This window comes from Nonomuraea aurantiaca, assembly GCF_020215705.1.
GTDB lineage: Bacteria > Actinomycetota > Actinomycetes > Streptosporangiales > Streptosporangiaceae > Nonomuraea > Nonomuraea aurantiaca.
In genome coordinates this window covers 249,332-267,327 of record NZ_JAIWNB010000013.1, presented here as the reverse complement: position 1 = coordinate 267,327, position 17,996 = coordinate 249,332, and the positions used below count along the sequence as shown (strand labels likewise).

The 17,996-nt window shown below is 69.7% G+C and carries 15 protein-coding genes; 9 read left to right on the top strand and 6 right to left on the bottom strand.

Translation table 11 applies throughout. The annotated features are described in order from the left end of the window. Positions 1 to 180: 180 nt before the first annotated feature. Positions 181 to 2,220 carry a M14 family zinc carboxypeptidase gene (locus LDL49_RS29565; RefSeq protein WP_225295598.1) on the top strand — a complete coding sequence of 680 codons (2,040 nt, stop codon included), beginning with the start codon at positions 181 to 183 and terminating at the stop codon, positions 2,218 to 2,220. Between the two features lie 51 nt (positions 2,221 to 2,271). On the opposite strand, the gene LDL49_RS29560 is transcribed toward LDL49_RS29565, so the two are convergent. Then, on the bottom strand, positions 2,272 to 3,702 hold the full coding sequence (locus tag LDL49_RS29560; RefSeq protein ID WP_225295597.1) for a PepSY-associated TM helix domain-containing protein: 1,431 nt from the start codon (positions 3,700 to 3,702) through the stop codon (positions 2,272 to 2,274). Positions 3,703 to 3,991: 289 nt separating this feature from the next. Continuing rightward, positions 3,992 to 4,540 carry a hypothetical protein gene (locus LDL49_RS29555; RefSeq protein WP_225295595.1) on the bottom strand — a complete coding sequence of 183 codons (549 nt, stop codon included), beginning with the start codon at positions 4,538 to 4,540 and terminating at the stop codon, positions 3,992 to 3,994. A gap of 163 nt (positions 4,541 to 4,703) precedes the next feature. Here LDL49_RS29555 and LDL49_RS29550 point away from each other — a divergent pair, with 163 nt between their 5' ends. Further along, positions 4,704 to 5,543 (top strand): universal stress protein, encoded by an 840-nt coding sequence (locus LDL49_RS29550; protein ID WP_225295593.1) that lies wholly within the window; start codon positions 4,704 to 4,706, stop codon positions 5,541 to 5,543. 11 nt (positions 5,544 to 5,554) lie between these two features. Here LDL49_RS29550 and LDL49_RS29545 read toward each other — a convergent pair whose 3' ends face one another. Then, on the bottom strand, positions 5,555 to 6,394 hold the full coding sequence (locus LDL49_RS29545) for a L,D-transpeptidase (protein WP_225295590.1): 840 nt from the start codon (positions 6,392 to 6,394) through the stop codon (positions 5,555 to 5,557). Positions 6,395 to 6,662: 268 nt separating this feature from the next. On the opposite strand from LDL49_RS29545, the gene LDL49_RS59315 reads away from it, so the two are divergent. Next, positions 6,663 to 7,829 (top strand): ice-binding family protein, encoded by a 1,167-nt coding sequence (locus tag LDL49_RS59315; protein ID WP_225295589.1) that lies wholly within the window; start codon positions 6,663 to 6,665, stop codon positions 7,827 to 7,829. Positions 7,830 to 7,995: 166 nt separating this feature from the next. Here the strand turns inward: LDL49_RS59315 and LDL49_RS29535 are convergent, their stop codons facing one another. After that, positions 7,996 to 8,958, bottom strand: a complete 963-nt coding sequence (locus LDL49_RS29535; RefSeq protein WP_225295587.1) for a 2-hydroxyacid dehydrogenase — start codon at positions 8,956 to 8,958, stop codon at positions 7,996 to 7,998. Between the two features lie 163 nt (positions 8,959 to 9,121). Further along, positions 9,122 to 9,982 carry a phytanoyl-CoA dioxygenase family protein gene (locus LDL49_RS29530; protein ID WP_225295585.1) on the bottom strand — a complete coding sequence of 287 codons (861 nt, stop codon included), beginning with the start codon at positions 9,980 to 9,982 and terminating at the stop codon, positions 9,122 to 9,124. Positions 9,983 to 10,054: 72 nt separating this feature from the next. Between LDL49_RS29530 and LDL49_RS29525 the strand changes: the two genes are divergently transcribed. The 3 genes from LDL49_RS29525 (at position 10,055) to LDL49_RS29515 (ending at position 13,907) form a co-directional block, all read left to right on the top strand. After that, positions 10,055 to 10,927: a helix-turn-helix transcriptional regulator gene (locus LDL49_RS29525; RefSeq protein ID WP_225295583.1), complete on the top strand. Its 873-nt coding sequence runs from the start codon at positions 10,055 to 10,057 to the stop codon at positions 10,925 to 10,927. 129 nt (positions 10,928 to 11,056) lie between these two features. After that, a complete protein-coding gene (locus LDL49_RS29520; protein WP_225295581.1) occupies positions 11,057 to 12,334 on the top strand; it encodes an ABC transporter substrate-binding protein in 1,278 nt (425 codons plus the stop codon). 127 nt (positions 12,335 to 12,461) lie between these two features. Next, positions 12,462 to 13,907: an N-acetylmuramoyl-L-alanine amidase gene (locus LDL49_RS29515; protein WP_225295579.1), complete on the top strand. Its 1,446-nt coding sequence runs from the start codon at positions 12,462 to 12,464 to the stop codon at positions 13,905 to 13,907. Positions 13,908 to 13,976: 69 nt separating this feature from the next. Here LDL49_RS29515 and LDL49_RS29510 read toward each other — a convergent pair whose 3' ends face one another. Continuing rightward, complete coding sequence (locus tag LDL49_RS29510; RefSeq protein WP_225295577.1) at positions 13,977 to 14,750, bottom strand: FadR/GntR family transcriptional regulator; 774 nt, start codon at positions 14,748 to 14,750, stop codon at positions 13,977 to 13,979. Between the two features lie 101 nt (positions 14,751 to 14,851). Here LDL49_RS29510 and LDL49_RS29505 point away from each other — a divergent pair, with 101 nt between their 5' ends. From LDL49_RS29505 to LDL49_RS29495, 3 genes are read left to right on the top strand one after another with little or no spacing between them, the layout of a single operon-like run. Then, the gene (locus tag LDL49_RS29505; RefSeq protein WP_225295575.1) at positions 14,852 to 16,222 is read left to right on the top strand and encodes an ABC transporter substrate-binding protein; all 1,371 of its coding nucleotides are present in this window, start codon (positions 14,852 to 14,854) and stop codon (positions 16,220 to 16,222) included. An 11-nt stretch (positions 16,223 to 16,233) separates the two neighbouring features. After that, positions 16,234 to 17,106: a carbohydrate ABC transporter permease gene (locus LDL49_RS29500; protein WP_225295573.1), complete on the top strand. Its 873-nt coding sequence runs from the start codon at positions 16,234 to 16,236 to the stop codon at positions 17,104 to 17,106. Beyond that, on the top strand, positions 17,096 to 17,986 hold the full coding sequence (locus LDL49_RS29495; protein WP_225295571.1) for a carbohydrate ABC transporter permease: 891 nt from the start codon (positions 17,096 to 17,098) through the stop codon (positions 17,984 to 17,986). The genes LDL49_RS29500 and LDL49_RS29495 overlap by 11 nt, the downstream gene beginning before the upstream one ends. Positions 17,987 to 17,996: the final 10 nt, after the last annotated feature.

Genomic DNA, 17,996 nt, shown 5'->3' with positions numbered 1-17,996 from the left:
GGCGCCGGTTTCCACGTCAACCGCCGGGTGGAGAATGTGGTCAACCTTCACCTTGCGTACCGGGACCGCGTACAACTCCTGCGGTAGGTCGCCTGGCGTATTGCGGCTTTCGACTGGGTCTTGCCTGTTTCGTCATGTCGGCTTTCACTGATCTCCATACCGGTGATCCAGGAGGAGCCGATGCGTGGCTTACGGGCGTCCGCAGTCGTTGTGGCGATCGTTCTTCTCACGACGTTCCTGACCGCGGGGCAATCCGTCCCGGCGGTCGCCGGGCCGTCCGATCCGGAGCCGGCCTCTCTGGTCACGCTCTCCGTGCCGGACCAGGCCACGATGGAGCGGCTGACGGCCTCGGGGGCGGACCTCACCGAGCGGGTACGCCCACAGGCGGACGGCAGCGTCCAGGTCGACGCGGTCGTCACGCCGAGCCAGCTGACGGCGCTCGCCACGCTCGGCGCGACCCTGGCGCCTGGTACGCCGTCCCGCTCCCAGACGACGCCGAAGGGCGCCGCCGCGCCGGATCAGCTGGTCATCGAGCGGGCGGTGTGGTTCAGGAGCCGCGACGGATACTTCCTGTCGGTCGAGGCGTCCAGCAGTGCGGGGGCGGCGGCCACGCTCAGCGTGAACTGGACGGGCAGGGGCGGTTCGGCCGGTCAGGCGCCGATGGTGCCGTACGTCGACGCGGGCGCCTACCTGGGCCACCAGCTCAGCGCCCCCGTGCCGGCGGAGAGCCGCCCACAGTGGGTCACCGTCACGTCGGCGGCCGGTGGCAAGGCGGACGCGCGGGTCCAGGAGTGGCCCGACGGGGAGCGGCCCGATCGCACAGGTCCCGGCTACCAGAAGGACTTCGTCAGCCAGTACATGCCGCCGGCGCAGCTCAACGAGCGGATCAAGGCGCTGCACCAGCGCTTCCCCAAGCTCACCGACATCATCACACTGCCGAACCCGACCAACGGCTACCGGCGGCACGCCCAGGCCCTGATCGGCACCCCGCCCGGGGCCGCCGTCGTGGTCACCTCGAACGCCTACGGCTCCGAGGGCGGCAACGACCTGGCCATCGAGCTCGTCACCCCCGGCGCGCCCGACCGGCAGCTGCAGGTGACGGTGAACGGCAAGCAGATCACCGTCAGCCTGGCCACCGACGGCTCCGGCACGCCCACCAGCACCGCGGCCCAGGTGGTCGCGGCGATCAACGCGACGCCGGCCATCGCCGTCAAGGCCACGACCTACCGCACCGACGCGGGATCAGGCGTCATGGCGCCCGCCCCGCTCACCCAGCTGAGCGACTTCCTCAAGGCACCGGCCGACGTCTCCCGCGCGCCGTGGCGGGTGCTGGCCCTGCGCGTCGGCGTACACAGGGACGGCTCGCGCACCGGAGTGCTCGCCTACGCGCAGGAACACGCCAGGGAATGGGTGGCGCCACTGGTCACCATCGAGGCGGCGGAGCGGCTGCTGCGCAACTACGCGCGCGACGCGGCGACGCGCGAGCTGCTGAAGCGCACCGACATCTTCATCGTGCCCACGGTCAACCCCGACGGCGCGAACTACAGCTTCTACGACTTCAACTCCCAGCGTAAGAACATGACCAACCACTGCCCCGCGCAGCAGTCCGACCCGGCGCTCCGCAACACCTGGGGGGTGGACGTCAATCGCAACTACGCCGTGGGCTCGCTGTCGGACGGGTACTTCGGCGCCTCGGCCGGCTGCCAGAGCGGCACGTACGCCGGGCCCGCCGAGCATTCCGAGCCCGAGAGCCGCAACGTCATGTGGCTGGCGCAGCGGTATCGCAACATCAAGTTCGCGATGAACGTCCACAGCTACGGCGGCTACTTCATGTGGCCGCCGGGCGCCTACAAGCTCGACGGCCGCGTCACCCTGCCCCGGCCCACGCCCCGGCAGGAGGCGTACTTCCTGCGGTCGGCCCGCACCATCGAGCAGGCCATCGCCGCCGAACGCGGCACGGTCACCTGGCCCCAGCAGACCGGGCCGGTGACCGACGTGCTGTATTCGGCGGCGGGCAACTCCGCGGACGAGCTCTGGTACGACCATGGCGTCTTCGGGTGGGACTTCGAGGTCGGCAGCGACCTGTGGAACCCCACCACACGGATGTGGGCGGGAGTGGGGTTCCAGCCGCCGTTCAGCGAGGGGCACGCGGAGGCGATGGAGTTCGCCTCCGGCCTCATCTCGCTGATCGGGGTCGCCGCCGACTACCGCGAGCCGTGACGAGCACGTCTCGCCGGCCCGGCCGCAGCGGCGGCTGGGCGTGCCGGAGCGTCAGCCGATCACCCGCGCCACCGCCGGGATCCGCCGGAGCACCAGCCAGTCGAGCAGCAGCACGGCCGCCATGGTGACCCCCGCCAGCGGGAACAGCAGGCCGAGCGCCGCCATGACGGCGATCACTCCGTACGCGCTCCGCCTGTTGGTGGCGCGGGCGGGCGCTCCGGCGCGCCCGCGCGGGCGGCGCTTCCACCACATCCACGCGCCGGTGACCACGAGCGTGATCAGGGCCAGGCAGGCGGCGAGCATGACGAGCAGGTTGGCGGTGCCGTAGCGGCGGCCCTCGTGCAGGGCGATGCCCTGTTCGACGGCTTTGGCCATGACGCCGTACTCGGCCCAGCCGTAGGAGACGAGCACCCGGCCGCTGTACTGGTCGACGTGGAGCGTCTGCGCGGCGGCCGGGTCACGGCGGTTGTCGGTCACGATGGTGTAGACGCCCTTCGCGTCCTTGGGGAGCAGGACCTTGACGTCGCACTCGGCGGGCGCGCAGTCGCGCAGGACCGGTCGGGCGGCGGCCAGGGCCCGCTCGATGGGCAGGGCGCCCGGTTGCAGCACGCCGCCCGCCGTCTGGTGCGCGGCGTGACCTTCGGACTGCGGTACGGGGAGTCGTTCGGCGGACCAGGGCACCTTGGCGTCGGGGTTGGTGGACAGGTCTCCGGACAGCGTCGAGGTGTTCGGGAAGGAGTCCGCGCTGGGGGTGGTCGAACCGGTGCTGTCCTGGATGCGCTGCAGGCCGTCGCCCCACACGCCCGACCAGGGCAGGCCGGACAGGACGAGGAAGACGACCGCCGCCCCGGCGCCGACTCCGGTGAGGGTGTGCAGGCGGCGCAGCCGGCCGCGGCCGGACCGCTTGGCCCGCTTGTGGGTACGGCGGCCGCTCCACCACAGGTACGTGCCGGTGGCGATGAGGATCAGCGCCCAGCACGCGGCGATCTCCACGACCCGGTCGCCGATGGTGCCCGCCATCAGCTCACCGTGGATGGTGCGTACGACGCGCATGAAGGTGGTGCCGTCGTCGATCTGCCCCACCACGCGGGCCGTGGACGGATCGACGTAGACCGAGACGCCCTGAGCGAAGGGTCCGGTGTCGGCGCCCTGCAGGATGACCCGGGTGGTCCGGTCCGGGGCGGTGGGCGGGATGATCGACATGACGGCCGCCCCGGGCCGCGCCTGCCGGGCGGCGGCGACCTGCTCCGACAACGGCTTCGCCGCGGTCACGGGTGCGGCGAGCGTGCGGACGTCGGCGTAGTGCCACGCCTCGAACGGCTCCTTGAACAGGTAGATCGACCCGGTCACGGCGAGGACGAGCAGAACGGGCGCGACGAACAGCCCGGCGTAGAAATGCCAGCGCCAGATGATGCGATAGCGCTGGGACGAGGGGACCGGGGTGGGCTGGACGGTCTGCGGCCGTACCTCTACAGAGGTCATGGGTTCTCCATTCCGGAGACGCGCCCGTCTCGGGGCGCGCGAAACAGCGGGGGCGGTCATGACCGGGCGATCGGGGCTTCGACGCATGATCGGCGCTTCGATGCGCGATCGGGCGCAAAGCGCGATCGCGTGCGAACGCCGTGCGCATGCCGTGATCGTCGTGCGCATGCCGTGATCGTCGTGCGGTCATGACGGACCGGACGTGCGGCCTCCGGGTACGACGGCGATGCACGCGGTCGGTCCCGGCGGCACGCGGCGCCGGTAAATGGTCGGCTTCAGCAGGCGGCGCCTACTGAGGCGGCCCCCGGCGGCACAGCTCCCAGGCCAGCACCTGGGCGGTGGGCATCCCCGGCGTGACCTCCACGACCGGCGCCACGCGGCGCGGCGTCGAGGGCGGCGCGAGCAGGTCGGTCAGCGGGCGCCACAGGTCGCGGAGCGAGCAGGCCAGCAGGAACAGCAGCGTGGCCAGCGCCGTCTCCCCGCGCTCCAGCCACCAGGCGGACACCGTGGCGACCAGCACGTGCGCCAGCAGCATCCCGATCCCCGCCGACAGCCCGCCGGCGTGGTGTCCCATCAAGGGAAGGCCCGAGCCGAAGAGGTGGTGCATGCCGTACTGCGCGGCGAAGGAGGCGACGAGCAGCGTCCCCATGCTCCGCCGCCGACGCGCGAGGACGTACGCCCCCGCGCCGGTCACGGCGGTGGCGGCGGCGACGATCCCCAGACCGGCGCCCGCGCCACCGGCGAGCACGTGCATGCCCAGGGCGGCGTACACGCAGACGACGGCGAACACCGCCGCGCGCACAATGCGTCCGGCGGCCTCGTTCCGATCGGCGCTCACGCGCGATCACCGCTCACATGTGCAGATACGGCCCGGCGGGCGCCTCGGTTCGATCACGCACTCAACCATGCGGCGGGCCGCCAGCTTCACAGCCTTGACCTGCGGAAACTTCGGATCGCCGGGTAGGGGTGTCGGGGAAGGGGATGTCGGACGGGGGCAGATCATGATCATTGTCGGGGTGGACGGCTCGCGGGCGGGGCTCGAGGCCGTCGGGTGGGCCGCCAGGGAGGCCGCGTTGCGCGAGGTGTCACTGACCGTGGTGCACGCCATGCCCGGATGGGCCTGCGAGACGGCGCCCGGCCGCTATGCCGCCGTGGCCCAGTGGATGCGCGACGGGGGCGCGATGACGCTGGCCGCGGCTGAGGACCGGGCGCGCGGCGAGCACCCGAAGATCAGCATCAGGACGATGCTGCTGCCCGGCGATCCCCGAGCCGCCCTGATCGGGGCCGCGAAGGAGGCCGAGCTGCTGGTCATCGGCAGCCACGGGCTCGGGGGAGTGCGCGGGCTGCTGGTGGGGTCCGTGGCGTACGGGGTGGCCGGGCACGCCCCTTGTGACGTGGTCGTCGTGCGGCAGTTGCCGTCCCTTCCCCGGGGCGAGCTGGTGGCGGGGGTGAACGGCTCGCCGCAGACCCGTCGCCGGGTGCTGGACTTCGCCTTCTCCGAGGCGGAGCTGCGTGGTGTGATCCTGCGGGCCGTACACGCCTGGAGCGGGTTCCAGCCCACGAGCGAGGAGGATGAGCGGGACGGGCGGCTCATCCTGCGCGAGGCGCTGGCCGGACACCGTCAGGATCATCCCGATGTCGAGGTGATCGAGGAGGCCGTGCACGGTCACCCCGTGGAGGTGCTGCGGCAGGCCGCTGAGGGCGCCGACCTGCTCGTGGTCGGCTCGCACGGGCAGGGGGCGTTCGCCGGCATGGTCATGGGCTCGGTCAGCCAGGCCATGCTGCACCACTCCCCGTGCCCGCTCGCCGTGGTCCGGAACCGGCAGGACGACCTGAATTGAGGGCCGGGCGTTCACGGGTTGATGACGACCGCGCTGCCCAACGGGACATGTGACAGGACGCGCAGCGCGGGGGCCGGGACCCGGACGCAACCGTGACTGATCTCCTGCCCGAACACGCTGTCGTCCGGCCAGCCATGCAGCCCGATCGTGCCGGGGCCGCCGTCGAAGGTCTGGAGGACGGCCGAGTGCGTGCCCAGGGCGAGCATGCGCGGGCTGTAGGTCGGATGCTCGGGGGTCAGCGAGGCGAGCAGGAACGTCCGTCCCGGTGGTGTGGGAGTCGAGGGGGCGCCGATGGCGACTTTCCACGTGCCCAGACTGCGGTCGGACTTGACCACCGTGAGTTGATGAGCGGCCAAATCGATGCGTACGTAATAGGCGCTGTAGGCATTCCGCAACCCGCCGCCCGCGGCATAAATCCACCCCGTTGACAGATTCGGCCGGCTGGGCAGCAGAACACGTACCCATCCCGGTTGCTCTTCCACTATGGGCACCCATACCGGGCTGCCCACTGAAGTGGTCGGCAATATCCCCACCGGTGCGCCGCCGGGGCTGGCATAAACCACCTGCGGTTGTGTGGGATGGGTCACGTGCCCATTTCCCGGCTCGAAAGGAGCGGTGTCTTTCGGCGTTCCGCGCAATCTCGTGTACGTCGTGGAGCGCGGCAGTCGCGCCCGTTGCGCGGCCGACACCGGCACCGGTGCGACCTGCTGGATCGGTGCGGCAGGAGGCGCGGCCGGTGGTGGCGGGGCGGTCGTTCCGCAGGCCGCGGCCAGGGTCATGACGGCCAGCGCCGTGGTCCATGCGATCGGCCGCGCATTGCCGTGCCTGTTCAGTCTCATGCGATCGCGCAAGGAAGCCTCCACTATGTCCGGGGCGAGCAAGGGCAGTTTACGGAGGCGCCTTGAGCGTCTTGGACCGAGAATTGGGATAAGTCGTTCTATTGGATGATCTCGGGTCTTGAATAACAAGTGGTGGAGGCTTTGTCGCGCCTTTACCGGTCGGGTGTGCGGGTTCGTTGATCTCCCCGAATATCATGCCGAGTTGCTTGCCGTTTCACCTCGCTGCGCGGGTGGAAGTCGGCTGTATCCAGCGCGCTCCCCTATAGAAAAGATTCACTACATGGAAGTAATCTCTGGTCGCGCTTCCCACCGGTCGCGATGGGTCTCTCTACTGGCGGGGGCCTTCGTGCTCGTCGTCGCCGGGGCTCTGCTGACCACATGGCCATCCGGTGCGAAGGCCGCCCAACCGCGGTCATGCCACCACAACGAGGACGTCTGCGATACCCCGGCCACCAGCATCTCGGGCGATCTCGAAGGCATGACCCTCGAACCCGGCGTCTACACGGCCGCGTCCTCGATCGAGCTGACCGGCACGGTCACCCTCGACGCTCAGGGCGATCCCGACGCCGTCTTCATCTTCCAGATCGGCACCGCGTTCTTCACCGGCCCGGACAGCGACGTCGAACTCGTCGGCGGCGCCCAGGACTGCAACGTCTTCTGGGAGGTGGGCAACACGGTGACGACCGGCATCATGCCTGACGTGACCGTACCGGTCGAGGAGGAGGTGAACGAGGTCAGGGACGACTGCCCTCTGGCGTATCTGGTCATGCCGCCAGCCCTCCCGCCATGCGCGGGGACTCCGCTGGTGCGGCCGGTACCGACTCCGACTCCTAGGGTGACGTCGACTCCTAAGGTGACGTCGACTCCTAGGGTGACGTCGACTCCTAGGGTGACGTCGACTCCTAAGGTGACGTCGACTCCTAGGGTGACGTCGACTCCGACGGCGACTCCTAGGGTGACGTCGACTCCGACGGCGACTCCTAGGGTGACGTCGACTCCGACGGCGACTCCTAGGGTGACGTCGACTCCGACGGCGACTCCTAAGGTGACGTCGACTCCTAAGGTGACGTCGACTCCTAGGGTGACGTCGACTCCGACGTCGACTCCCAGGGTGACGTCGACTCCGACGGCGACTCCTAGGGTGACGTCGACTCCCAGGGTGACGTCGACTCCGACGGCGACTCCTAGGGTGACGTCGACTCCCAGGGTGACGTCGACTCCGACGGCGACTCCTAGGGTGACGTCGACTCCTAAGGTGACGTCGACTCCGACGGCGACTCCTAAGGTGACGTCGACTCCGACGGCGACATCCACCTCCAGGACGACCACGCCCGATCACCACCGTGATCATCACCACCGCGACCGCCACAACTGCGGTCACCACTGCGGGCTCGAACCGGCGCCCGAGCCCGTCCCGGTCGGCTCGCACCTGCGCGTTGCCGGCTGACGATCCTGTCCGGCTGACTGTTTCGGGGCGATGCGCGGGATGACCAGCTCGCTGAGGCCATCCCGCACATCGCCGCCGCCGGTCGCTTCGCTGAGCATCGAGGCTGGGCGCGCAGGGCGTCAGAGGAACGCGCCAGAGGCCGGACGCGCAGGGCGTCGGAGACGCGTCAGGGGATGGGCGTCAGGGGTGGCTCGCCGTTCAGGACCGCGATGATGTTGTCCACGGCGAGATCCACCATCCGGGCCCGGGTCGCCTCGGTGGCCGAGCCGATGTGCGGGAGCGCCACCACGCGTTCGTGCTGGAGCAGCGGGTCGCCGACGCCGTTGCGCGGCTCGCGGTCGAACACGTCCAGACCAGCCGAATGGAGCCGCCCGGCCTGCAGGGCGGCGAGGAGCGCGGTCTCGTCGAGGACGCCGCCGCGGGCGGTGTTGACGAGTGTCGCGGTGGGTTTCATCATCGCGAGCTCGGCCGCGCCGATGAGGCGGCGGGTCTGCTCGGTGAGCGGTACGTGCAGGGACACCACGTCGCTGGTGCTCAGGAGCTTGGGCAGGGACACCGCCTGGGAGAGCGCGTCGTCGGGTTTGCTGGACAAGGTGTGCTGGACGGTCATGCCGAACCCGACCGCCCGCCGGGCGACGGCCTGCCCGATCTCGCCGTAGCCGATGAGGCCCAGGGTCGCCCCCGCCACGTCGAGCCCGAGGTAGGCGTCCAGCCTGCTCCCGGTCCACCCGCCGCTCCTGAGGCTGTCGGCCGCGGTGAGCAGCCGTCGCCGCGCCATCAGGATGAGGGCGAAGGCAGTGTCGGCGGTGGTCTCGTGCAGGACACCCGGGGTGTTCGTGACCACGACGCCGCGGGCCTGCGCGGTGGCGACGTCGGTGCCGTCGTAGCCCGCGCTGGGCAGGGCCAGCACCCGCAGCCGGTCGCCCGCTTCGAGCACCGCGGCGTCGACATGGTCGGAGTTCTGGCACAGCAGCGCGTCCGCCCCGGTGAGGAGGTCGCGCAGCCGTTCGGGCGGCGGCGGCGTGACCTCGGACCATTGGCGTAGCTGGGCGACGCGGCCGAGCCGTTCGAGACCCGTGCCCGGCAAGGTCGGCCGGGTGACCACCACGATCGGCGCCGTCGCCTGCATATCGTTCTCTCCTCCCGATGGGGTCCGGCCTGAGCACGGACAACATCCCTCCATCAACATAGATCACCGGGATGTTGACCAAGTCAGGGGGAGGGCGGGCAGACGAGGCTGGCGAAGTCGGGGGCGGGGTGGGGGACGAGCGGGCGGGGGAGGAGAGGTCGGGTCAGTGTGGCTCGCCGGCTCCGGTGAAGGGCATGTGCTCGCCTTCCACGTATGTCGGGAACGGCTGGTAGACGTTCGCGCCCGGCCGGCCGCGGAGCAGCAGCGCCGAGACGAACGGCTGCTCCTCGCTGGTGATCCGGGTCGAGGTCGGGATGTAGCGGATGGTCAGGCCGCAGCGGCGCTTGGGGGAGGTGTTGGCGGTGGAGGCGTGCAGGATGTTCGGATGGTGCACCTCCACGTCGCCGGGCGCCAGCACCAGGTCCACGGCCTGGGACTCGTCCACGGTCACGGCGCTCTCCGAGCCGAGCACGTTGGCGACGTCGTCGCGCTGCCGCAGCTCGTGCAGGGCCTCCTTGTGCGAACCGGGGATCACCCGCATGCAGCCGTTCTCCGGGGTGGACTCGTCGACGGCCAGCCAGAGCGTGATCACTCGCATCGGCTCCAGCGGCCAGTAGGCGCCGTCCTGGTGCCAGAGGACCGCCTTGCCGGAGAAGGGCGGCTTGCTGATGTAGTGCGAGGCGAACAGCGCGATGTCCGGGCCGACGAAGAGCTCGGCGATGTCCAGCAGCCGATCGTCGGAGATCAGCCGCACCCAGAACGGGTCGCCGGCCACCAGCTCGGTGCCCAGGTCCTCGCCGAGCAGCTCGGGGTGCTTGGCCTGAAGCCAGGCGACGTGCTCGCCGGCCTCGGCGATCAGGCCGGGGTCGATGACGTTCCGGAAGATCGTGTAGCCGTCGCGGTCGTAGTCCTGAAGGCGGTCGTGGTCCTGAAGGCGGTCGTGGTCCTGAAGGCGGTCGTGGTCCTGAAGAGTGCGGTCGGCTTCCTGGGTCACGATGTGCTCCTGTGCGGGGGCGATGGACATCGATCCGGATTCTTCGGCCTCTGCGCCACGACTTACTAGCACTCGCCGCCCCATAACTATTAATTTCCTGACATGCCGACTGTGCTGCGCTGGGTGGATTTCGCGTACGGCCTGCCGTACCACGCGGCGCTGGTGCCGGTGAGCGGCGGCCGTCGCGACCGGCCCGAGCCGCACAGCCATGCCGATTTCCATGAGTTCGTCTTCGTGACCGCCGGGGCCGGCGCGCAGCGCGTCGGCGAGGTGGAGATGCCGCTGCGCGCGGGCGACGTGGTGCTGGTCCGGCCGCACGACCGGCACGAGTTCGCCGGTACGGCGGCCGACGGGATGCGCTTCATCAACATCGCCTTCCCCAGCGAGCGCTGGCGCGCCTTCGCCGACCTCGCCGGGCTGGCGGGCACGGCGGAATGGGACCGGCGCGAGCTTCCCCTGGCGGCGCGCACCGACCTGGACGGGCCGGTCGCGGCGGAGTTCGCCCGCGTGCTGGCCGCCTGTTCCGGCGTGCCGCGCGTGCTCGACCTGGTCGGACTGTGGACGGCGGTCGTCCCGCTCCTGGAACGGGCCGACGGCACGGCCGTGGACCGGCGGCCGGGCTGGCTGGTGGCGGCCTGTGTGGCGATGAGCCGCGAGGAGAACCTGCGTGACGGGCTGCCCCGGCTGCTCGCGATGGCCGCGGTCAGCCCGGGGCATCTGGCCCGTTCCATGCGTACGCACTACGGGTGCACCCCGATCGCCTTCGTCGCCGGGCGCCGCCTGGAGCACGCCGCGCTGCTGCTCACCACGACGACCGAGGGCATCGGCCGGATCGCCCAGCGCTGCGGATTCTCCGGCCAGTCGTACTTCGGCAGGCTCTTTCACGAGAAATACGGCCTGGCGCCCCGCGACTACCGGGAGGCCACCCGGCGGGCGGTGGTTCCGGCGGCCCTGGACACCCCACACATCAAGTGATTAGATGACTTCACTTGGGCGAAGGACGCATGGTGCGGCCGCCCGATCCACCCCCGGCGGCCGCGAGCATGCCCCTCCCACTCGACGCCCACGAAGAGACACCCCCCAAGATCGAACAGGAGGCCGGGCATGATCCGGTCGCGTTTACTGTGCATGGCCGCCATCTGCGCCGTCGTCACCCCGCTCGCCCTCACGGGCTGCTCCTCCGGCGGCGACACGGCGAAGCAGGCGGGCAAGACCGAGCTGAAGCTGTACAACGACAAGGGCGCCTGGAGCAAGTACTTCGACCAGATGGGCGCCCTGTCCAAGCAGCAGATCGGGCTGTCGATGAAGCCGGTCGGCTACACCGACGAGCCGACGTACCAGGCGTTCATCAAGGCGTCCTTCCGCACCAACGTGAAGCCCGACCTGTTCACCTGGACGACGGGCGGCGGGCTGGCCGAGGTCGTGGCCCAGAAGCAGCTGGCGGAGACGACCGCGCTCTGGCAGGAGGCCATCAAGAACGGCGACCTGTCGGCGGACCTGGCGAAGTACTACACCGTGGGCGGGAAGCAGTACTGCGTGCCGCTGAACGCCGCCTACTGGGGGATGTTCTACAACAAGAAGGTCTTCGACAAGTACGGTCTCAAGCCGCCCACCACGTGGGACGAGCTGATCAAGATCGCCGACACGCTGAAGAAGAACGGTGTGCCCGCGTTCTACCACACCTCAGTGCTGTTCTCCTTCGTCTGGTTCGAGCAGCTGCTCGCCGGCACCGATCCCGACCTGTACGACCGCCTCTCCACCGGCCAGGCGAAGTACACCGATCCCGGCGTGGTCGAGGTGATGAAGCGGTGGAAGTCGATGATCGACGCCGGCTACTTCAACAACGCCGGCGACAAGACCGACCCGGGTGACGTCCTCAAGACCGGCAAGACCGCGATGGTGTCGTTCGGCACCTGGTTCAACACGAGCATGACGCAGCGCGATCTGAAGGCCGGCGTCGACTACGGCTACTTCACGATCCCGAACGTCAACCCCGCGCTGCCCAAGACCTCGATGATCTTCGAGAGCGGCCCGCTCTGCTCGCTGGCCAAGGCACCCGACCCCGAGGCCAGTACGAAGTACCTCAAGTGGTGGGTGACGCCGGCCGCGCAGGAGAAGTGGGCGACCGCCAGGGGAGACGTCTCGGCCAACCCCAAGGTCACCATCACCGACCAGGCGATCGCGGAGGTCAGCAAGGCGGCGGGCAGCGGGCAGTACCGCCTGGTCAACCGCTACTTCGAGGCCACGCCGCCGCCCGTGCTCACGGCCGCGCTGGACGGCTTCGGCGCCTTCCTCGTCAAGCCGGACAGCTACCAGAAGGTGCTTGAGGACATCCAGGGAGCCGCCGACGAGTACTGGAGCAGTCACCAGCCCGGCAGCTGAGATTCGAGGGCGCACCGGCACCTGTACGAATTCTGTACGCCGCGCTTGCAGGCTGATCAACAGCGGGTGCCGCGTGCGGCCTCCACTCCTTGCGATGCCCCCCGGAACTGTTCTTGAGGAGAAACCTGTGCAGGTCCGACTCCGTCGTTCGGCCGCGCTGCTCGCCGGTGCGCTCATCCCCCTCTCGCTGCTCACCGGCCAACCGGCCGGAGCCGCGTCCGCCGATCCCATGACCGACGCGTTCGCCCGCGCGGCCGCCACGTACGAGGTGCCCCGCGACCTGCTGGTGTCCCTCGCCTACTCCGAAACCCACCTGGACGGTCACCGCGGCCAGCCCAGCGCGTCCGGCGGCTACGGGGTGATGCACCTGGTCAGCAACCCCGTCACGCACACCCTTGAGCGGGCGGCCACGCTGACCAAGCAGCCGGTCTCGGCCCTGAAGGCGGACGCCGCGGCCAACATCACGGGCGGCGCCGCCGTGCTGCGCGCCTACGCCGACGAGCTGGGGCTGGACGCCAAGGCCCGCAAGGACGCCGGTAAGTGGTACCAGGCGGTGGCCAAGTACGGCGGGGCCTCCTCGGCGCCGGTTGCCCGGCTGTACGCCGACACCGTCTACGACCTGCTGGCCCAGGGGATCCGCGCCACCACCCCGGAGGGCGAGAGCCTCACGGCGGCGCCGCAGGTCGTCGAGCCCGAGCGTGGCTCCTACGCCAAGGCGCAGGAGCTGGGCAAGACCGGCACACTCGCGGCGGCGGTCGACTACCCGGGGGCGACCTGGGCGGCGGCGCACAGCTCCAACTACGCCGTCTCCAACCGCCCGACCAGCGACGCGATCGACCGCATCGTCATCCACGTGACGCAGGGCTCCTACGCCGGGACGATCGACTGGTTCCAGACCGGGCCGCGGCCGAACCCCACGTCGGCGCACTACGTCATCCGTTCGTCGGACGGCGCTATCACCCAGATGGTCAGGGAGAAGGACCGGGCCTTCCACGCCGGTGACTACAACAGGCGCTCGGTCGGCATCGAGCACGAGGGATTCGTCGACAACGCCTCCTGGTTCACCGACGCGATGTACCGCTCCTCGGCCGCGCTCACCCGCAACATCGCCGACCGGTATGGCATCCCCAAGGACCGGACGCACATCATCGGCCACGTCGAGGTGCCCGGCTCCGACCACACCGATCCGGGTCCGTACTGGAACTGGACCACGTACATGCAGTACGTCACCGGCGGCAGCGGCCCGACCAATCCGCACACCGCCGAGTCGGTCTGCGGCAGCGGGTTCAAGGTGATCGACTCGGCGGCTCTGGGCACGGCGGGCACCGTCTACCTGACGTACAACTCGACCACCGGCTACAACTGCGTGGCCACGATCAAGAAGACCCAGCTCGGCACGGCCTCGGCCACCAGCGCCTACCTGGAGGTGGAGGGCCAGACCCGCGTCACCGACAGCGGTAACTTCGCCTACTACGCGGGCCCGGTACGCGCCAACGCGGCCGACAAGTGCGTCCGATGGGGCGGCAAGGCCGGCACGTCCACCTACGACAGCCCGTCCGAGCACTGCGGATAGCCGGAACATCTCGACAGCGACATCTGGGCCCCGACGCATCGCCGTCGGGGCCTTCGTGCTGTCAGGTGATCACTGGGCCGGCGTGGGGCGCCGCCGGTTCCAGGAGTCGAGGATGTGCGTGCGCATCGCCGCGGCCGCGGCCTCGGGATCGCCGGCCGCGATCGCGTCGCTGATCGCCTGGTGCTCGTCCAGCGTCTGGCGCATGACCTCCTCGTTGTACTGGCCGTGGTAGCGCATGCTGGTGCGGGCCTTGTCGTGGATGCTGCTGACGATGGCGCGGCCGAGCCGGTTGCGGGAGGCCGCCATGATCACGTCGTGGAAGCGGACGTCGGCGGCGCCGAAATCGGGGGGAGAGGCGAGGTTCGACCGCATGACGCCCAGTGCCTCGGCGATGCGCTGATCGTCGTCGGAGGTGTGGGCCAGGGCCGCGGCGGCGGCCATCTCGGCTTCGAGCGCGGTGCGTACGGTGACCAGCTCGTCGAGGAAGGCCGCGTTCTCGTCGTGCGCGATCACTGAGGCGAGCACGACGTCGTCGAGGAGGTTCCACTGCCTCGGCTCGGTGACCTGGGTGCCGCGACCGTGCTCGATCCGGACCAGGCCCTTCTCCTGGATCACCTTGACCGACTCGCGGATCACCGTGCGGCTGACGCCGAACTCCTCGCACAGGTCGGCCTCGGGCGGCAGCGTCGCACCCGGGCGCAGCGTGCCGCGGATGATGTCGTCGACCAGCTGCTCGACCACGGTGGTGCCCAGCTTGGGGGCCCGCGCGCGGCGAGGTCGTTTCGCGGGTGGTCGAGGCCGCACCGCGTCGTCCGTCCACGGACCCTCCGCGTGCTGAGTCAACGTGCCCTCCCTTGATCACGACAGCGCCTTGAGTATAGGCCATTGTGTAGACGTCATTCGTATGATGTCATATCTCGAAACATGGCGTTAACGGAGGCCCTATGAGACGACGCAGTCATGCCGCGTACCGCCGTGCGGTGCCTGCGGCCACCGCTGCCGCGGCGGTTCTTCTCGCCGTCGCGGCCTGCGGTCCCCCCAACCCCACGGCTTCGACGAAGCCCACCGGCGCCGCTTCCCCGTACGGATTCACCACGGCCGAGCAGAAGGACGGCAAGCTCGTGGTCTGGGTGGACTCCACCCGGCTCGACGCCGCGAAGGCCTACCAGACGGCGCACCCCGGCGTGCCGCTGGACATCGTCACCTACGACGGCAACGCCAACGGCTCCAACACCCTCAAGACCAAGGTGCAGCTGTTCAACCGGGCCGGCGAGGGCTGGCCCGACGTCGTGTTCACCACCGACAACAACACCGCCTCCTGGGCCTCGCAGGGCGACGACGCCTTCGTCGCCCCGCTGAACAAGGGCCTGCTCGACGACGCCACACTCGGCGGCTTCGCCAAGGGCGCGCTCGACGTGTGCGCCGTCGACGGCACGGTTTACTGCCTGCGCAACGACCTGGCCCAGGTGGTGCTCTGGTACAACAAGAAGCTGCTCGACAAGTTCGGCTACCCGGTGCCCAAGACGTGGGAGGAGTACGCGGCGCTGGGCGAGAAGGTGGCCGCCGAGCACCCGGGATACATCATCGGCACGGCCGGTGACGCGTGGGCGCCGGAGATCTACATGTGGGGCGGCGAGTGCCCGGCCAACCAGGTCACCGGCGCCAAGGCGATCACCGTCAAGGCGACGGACGCCAAGTGCGTACGGACCGCGCGGATGCTGGACAAGCTCGTCGCGAACAAGACGATGTCCATGCTGCCGCTGTTCGGCCCCGACTTCGTCAAGAACCAGGGCGACAAGGTGCTCATGCTGCCCGGCCCGGCCTGGTACGGCGGAGCGGTGTTCCAGGGGACGATCAAGACCCCGAAGGGCGAGCTCGCGGTCGGCGACGCGCTGCACTGGGCGGACCAGGCCCAGCCGGTGACCGGCAACGTCGGCGGCGGCACCTGGTGGCTGTCGCGGCACACCGCGCGCCTGAAGGCGGCCAAGGACTTCATCAGCTGGGTCGCCACCGCCGACGAGTACCAGGTCGCCCTCTCGCCGGGCTACCCCGCCTTCTCGGCCGCCGCGGCGAAGTGGATCAAGAAGCAGCAGGACAGCGGTTACTACGCGGGCGACATCTCTGCTCCGATCGCCGCCGCGGCCGGACAGGTCTGGTCCGGCTGGGGCTCGCCCGAGTTCAGCCAGGAGGCGATCTGGGCCAAGACCGTCATTCCCGGCCAGACCGCCGGTAAGACCATCGAGTCGCTGCTGCCGGACTGGCAGACGGCGATCGAGCAGCAGGCCCAGGTGTCCGGATACCAGGTCACCAAGTGAGCGTTACGCACGTGCGGAGTCGTTCCTGGCGGCCTGCCGCCGGGCACGTCTTCGTCTCCGGGTACGTGGTGCTCCTGGTCGCGTTCGGCATCGCGCCCACGGTGTACGCGCTCAATCTGGCGTTCACCGACGGCGAGGGGCGCTTCGCCGGGATCGGCAACTTCCTGCGTACCGCCCAGGACTACCGGTTCGTGGCCGCGGTCGGGCATGTGGCCACCTACCTCGTGCTGTGGCTGGTCACCCTGACCGTGCTCGTCCTGCTGCTCGCGCTCGTGGTGCACCGGCTCGCCTCGCGCTGGTCGCGGGCCGCGCTGCGGTTCGTCTACTACGTGCCGGGCGCGCTGGCCGGCGCGTCGAGCGTGCTGCTCTGGCTGTTCATGCTGGACCCCTCCGTGAGCCCGGTCGACGGCCTCGTCCGCTCGCTGTGGGGTGACACGTTCGTGCAGGTGATCGCGCCGGGGCACCTGCCCTGGATCTTCACGATCATCGCCTTCTGGACCGGCGCGGGCGGCTGGATCACGGTCATGTACGGCGCGTTGAACAGCATCCCGTACACGGTGATCGAGGCGGCGCGGGTGGACGGCGCCGGGCCGGTGAAGACGGCGCTGCGGGTGCAACTGCCGATGCTGCGCAAGTGGATCGTCTACATGCTGATCCTGTCCCTCGCCGCGGGCACGCAGCTCTTCGTCGAGCCGCAGCTCGTCTCGCAGGCCGGGTTCGGGGTGGTCGGGACCGACTACTCGCTCAACCAGCTCGCCTATCTGTACGCCTTCGACCAGAACGACTTCAACGGCTCGGCGGCGATCGCGATCGACCTGCTCATCGTGGCGCTGTGCTGCGCCGGGCTGTTCGTCGCGCGGGGAGGTCTCTTCGATGCGGACTGATCAACGGCCCGGCGTCGTCAGGATGGCCGGCCGGGCGCTGGTCGCCGTCCTGCTGCTGGCCTTCGCGCTGTTCTTCGTCCTGCCGATGGTGTGGCTGCTGCTCGCCTCGACCAAGAGCCCGGCCGACCTGATCCACGCCAACCCGCTGTCACCCGGCTCGATCGGCACGCTCGTCACGAACTGGCAGCACCTCATGTCCTTCCAGGACGGAGCGGTGCTGACGTGGATGACGAACTCCGTCGTCTACTCGGCGCTCTCGGTGGCGCTGACCCTGCTGGTCGGCATCCCGGCCGGCTACGCGATGGCGCTCATGCGGTTCGGCGGGCGCCGGCTGCTGCTCATCGTCACCCTGGTGGTGATGCTGATGCCGGCAACCGCTCTGGTGCTGCCGATCTTCCTGGAGCTCAGCTACCTCGGGCTGGTCAACAAGACGGCCTCGGTCGTGCTGCCGATGGCGTTCTTCCCCTTCGGCGTGTACCTGACCTACATCTACTTCTCCACCAGCGTCCCCGGCGACCTGCTGGACGCGGCCCGGCTGGACGGCTGCGGCGAGACCGCGACCTTCTTCCGGGTGGCGCTCCCGCTGGCCAAGCCGGTGGTCGCGCTGGTCGCCTTCTTCAGCTTCGTCAACAACTGGAACAACTTCTTCCTGCCGTACGTGATGCTGCCGAACAGCGACAACTACCCCATGCAGGTCGGCCTGACGCAGATGCTGGCCGCGACCCCCACCTTCAACCCCGTCGTCGGTGCCAACGCCGAGGTGCAGCCGCCCGAACTCGTGCTGGCCACCCTGGTCTCCATCGCGCCGGTGTTGCTGGTGTTCCTGTTCTCTCAGCGCTTCCTGGTCGCCGGGCTCACCGCCGGGGCGACCAAGGGATGAGGAGTACCCA

Coding starts and splice junctions, on each gene's coding strand:
- LDL49_RS29565 (WP_225295598.1), top strand. CDS start 181: ATGCGTGGCTTACGGGCGTCCGCAGTCGTTGTGGCGATCGTTCTTCTC.
- LDL49_RS29560 (WP_225295597.1), bottom strand. CDS start 3,702: ATGACCTCTGTAGAGGTACGGCCGCAGACCGTCCAGCCCACCCCGGTC.
- LDL49_RS29550 (WP_225295593.1), top strand. CDS start 4,704: ATGATCATTGTCGGGGTGGACGGCTCGCGGGCGGGGCTCGAGGCCGTC.
- LDL49_RS59315 (WP_225295589.1), top strand. CDS start 6,663: ATGGAAGTAATCTCTGGTCGCGCTTCCCACCGGTCGCGATGGGTCTCT.
- LDL49_RS29535 (WP_225295587.1), bottom strand. CDS start 8,958: ATGCAGGCGACGGCGCCGATCGTGGTGGTCACCCGGCCGACCTTGCCG.
- LDL49_RS29530 (WP_225295585.1), bottom strand. CDS start 9,982: ATGTCCATCGCCCCCGCACAGGAGCACATCGTGACCCAGGAAGCCGAC.
- LDL49_RS29525 (WP_225295583.1), top strand. CDS start 10,055: ATGCCGACTGTGCTGCGCTGGGTGGATTTCGCGTACGGCCTGCCGTAC.
- LDL49_RS29520 (WP_225295581.1), top strand. CDS start 11,057: ATGATCCGGTCGCGTTTACTGTGCATGGCCGCCATCTGCGCCGTCGTC.
- LDL49_RS29505 (WP_225295575.1), top strand. CDS start 14,852: ATGAGACGACGCAGTCATGCCGCGTACCGCCGTGCGGTGCCTGCGGCC.
- LDL49_RS29495 (WP_225295571.1), top strand. CDS start 17,096: ATGCGGACTGATCAACGGCCCGGCGTCGTCAGGATGGCCGGCCGGGCG.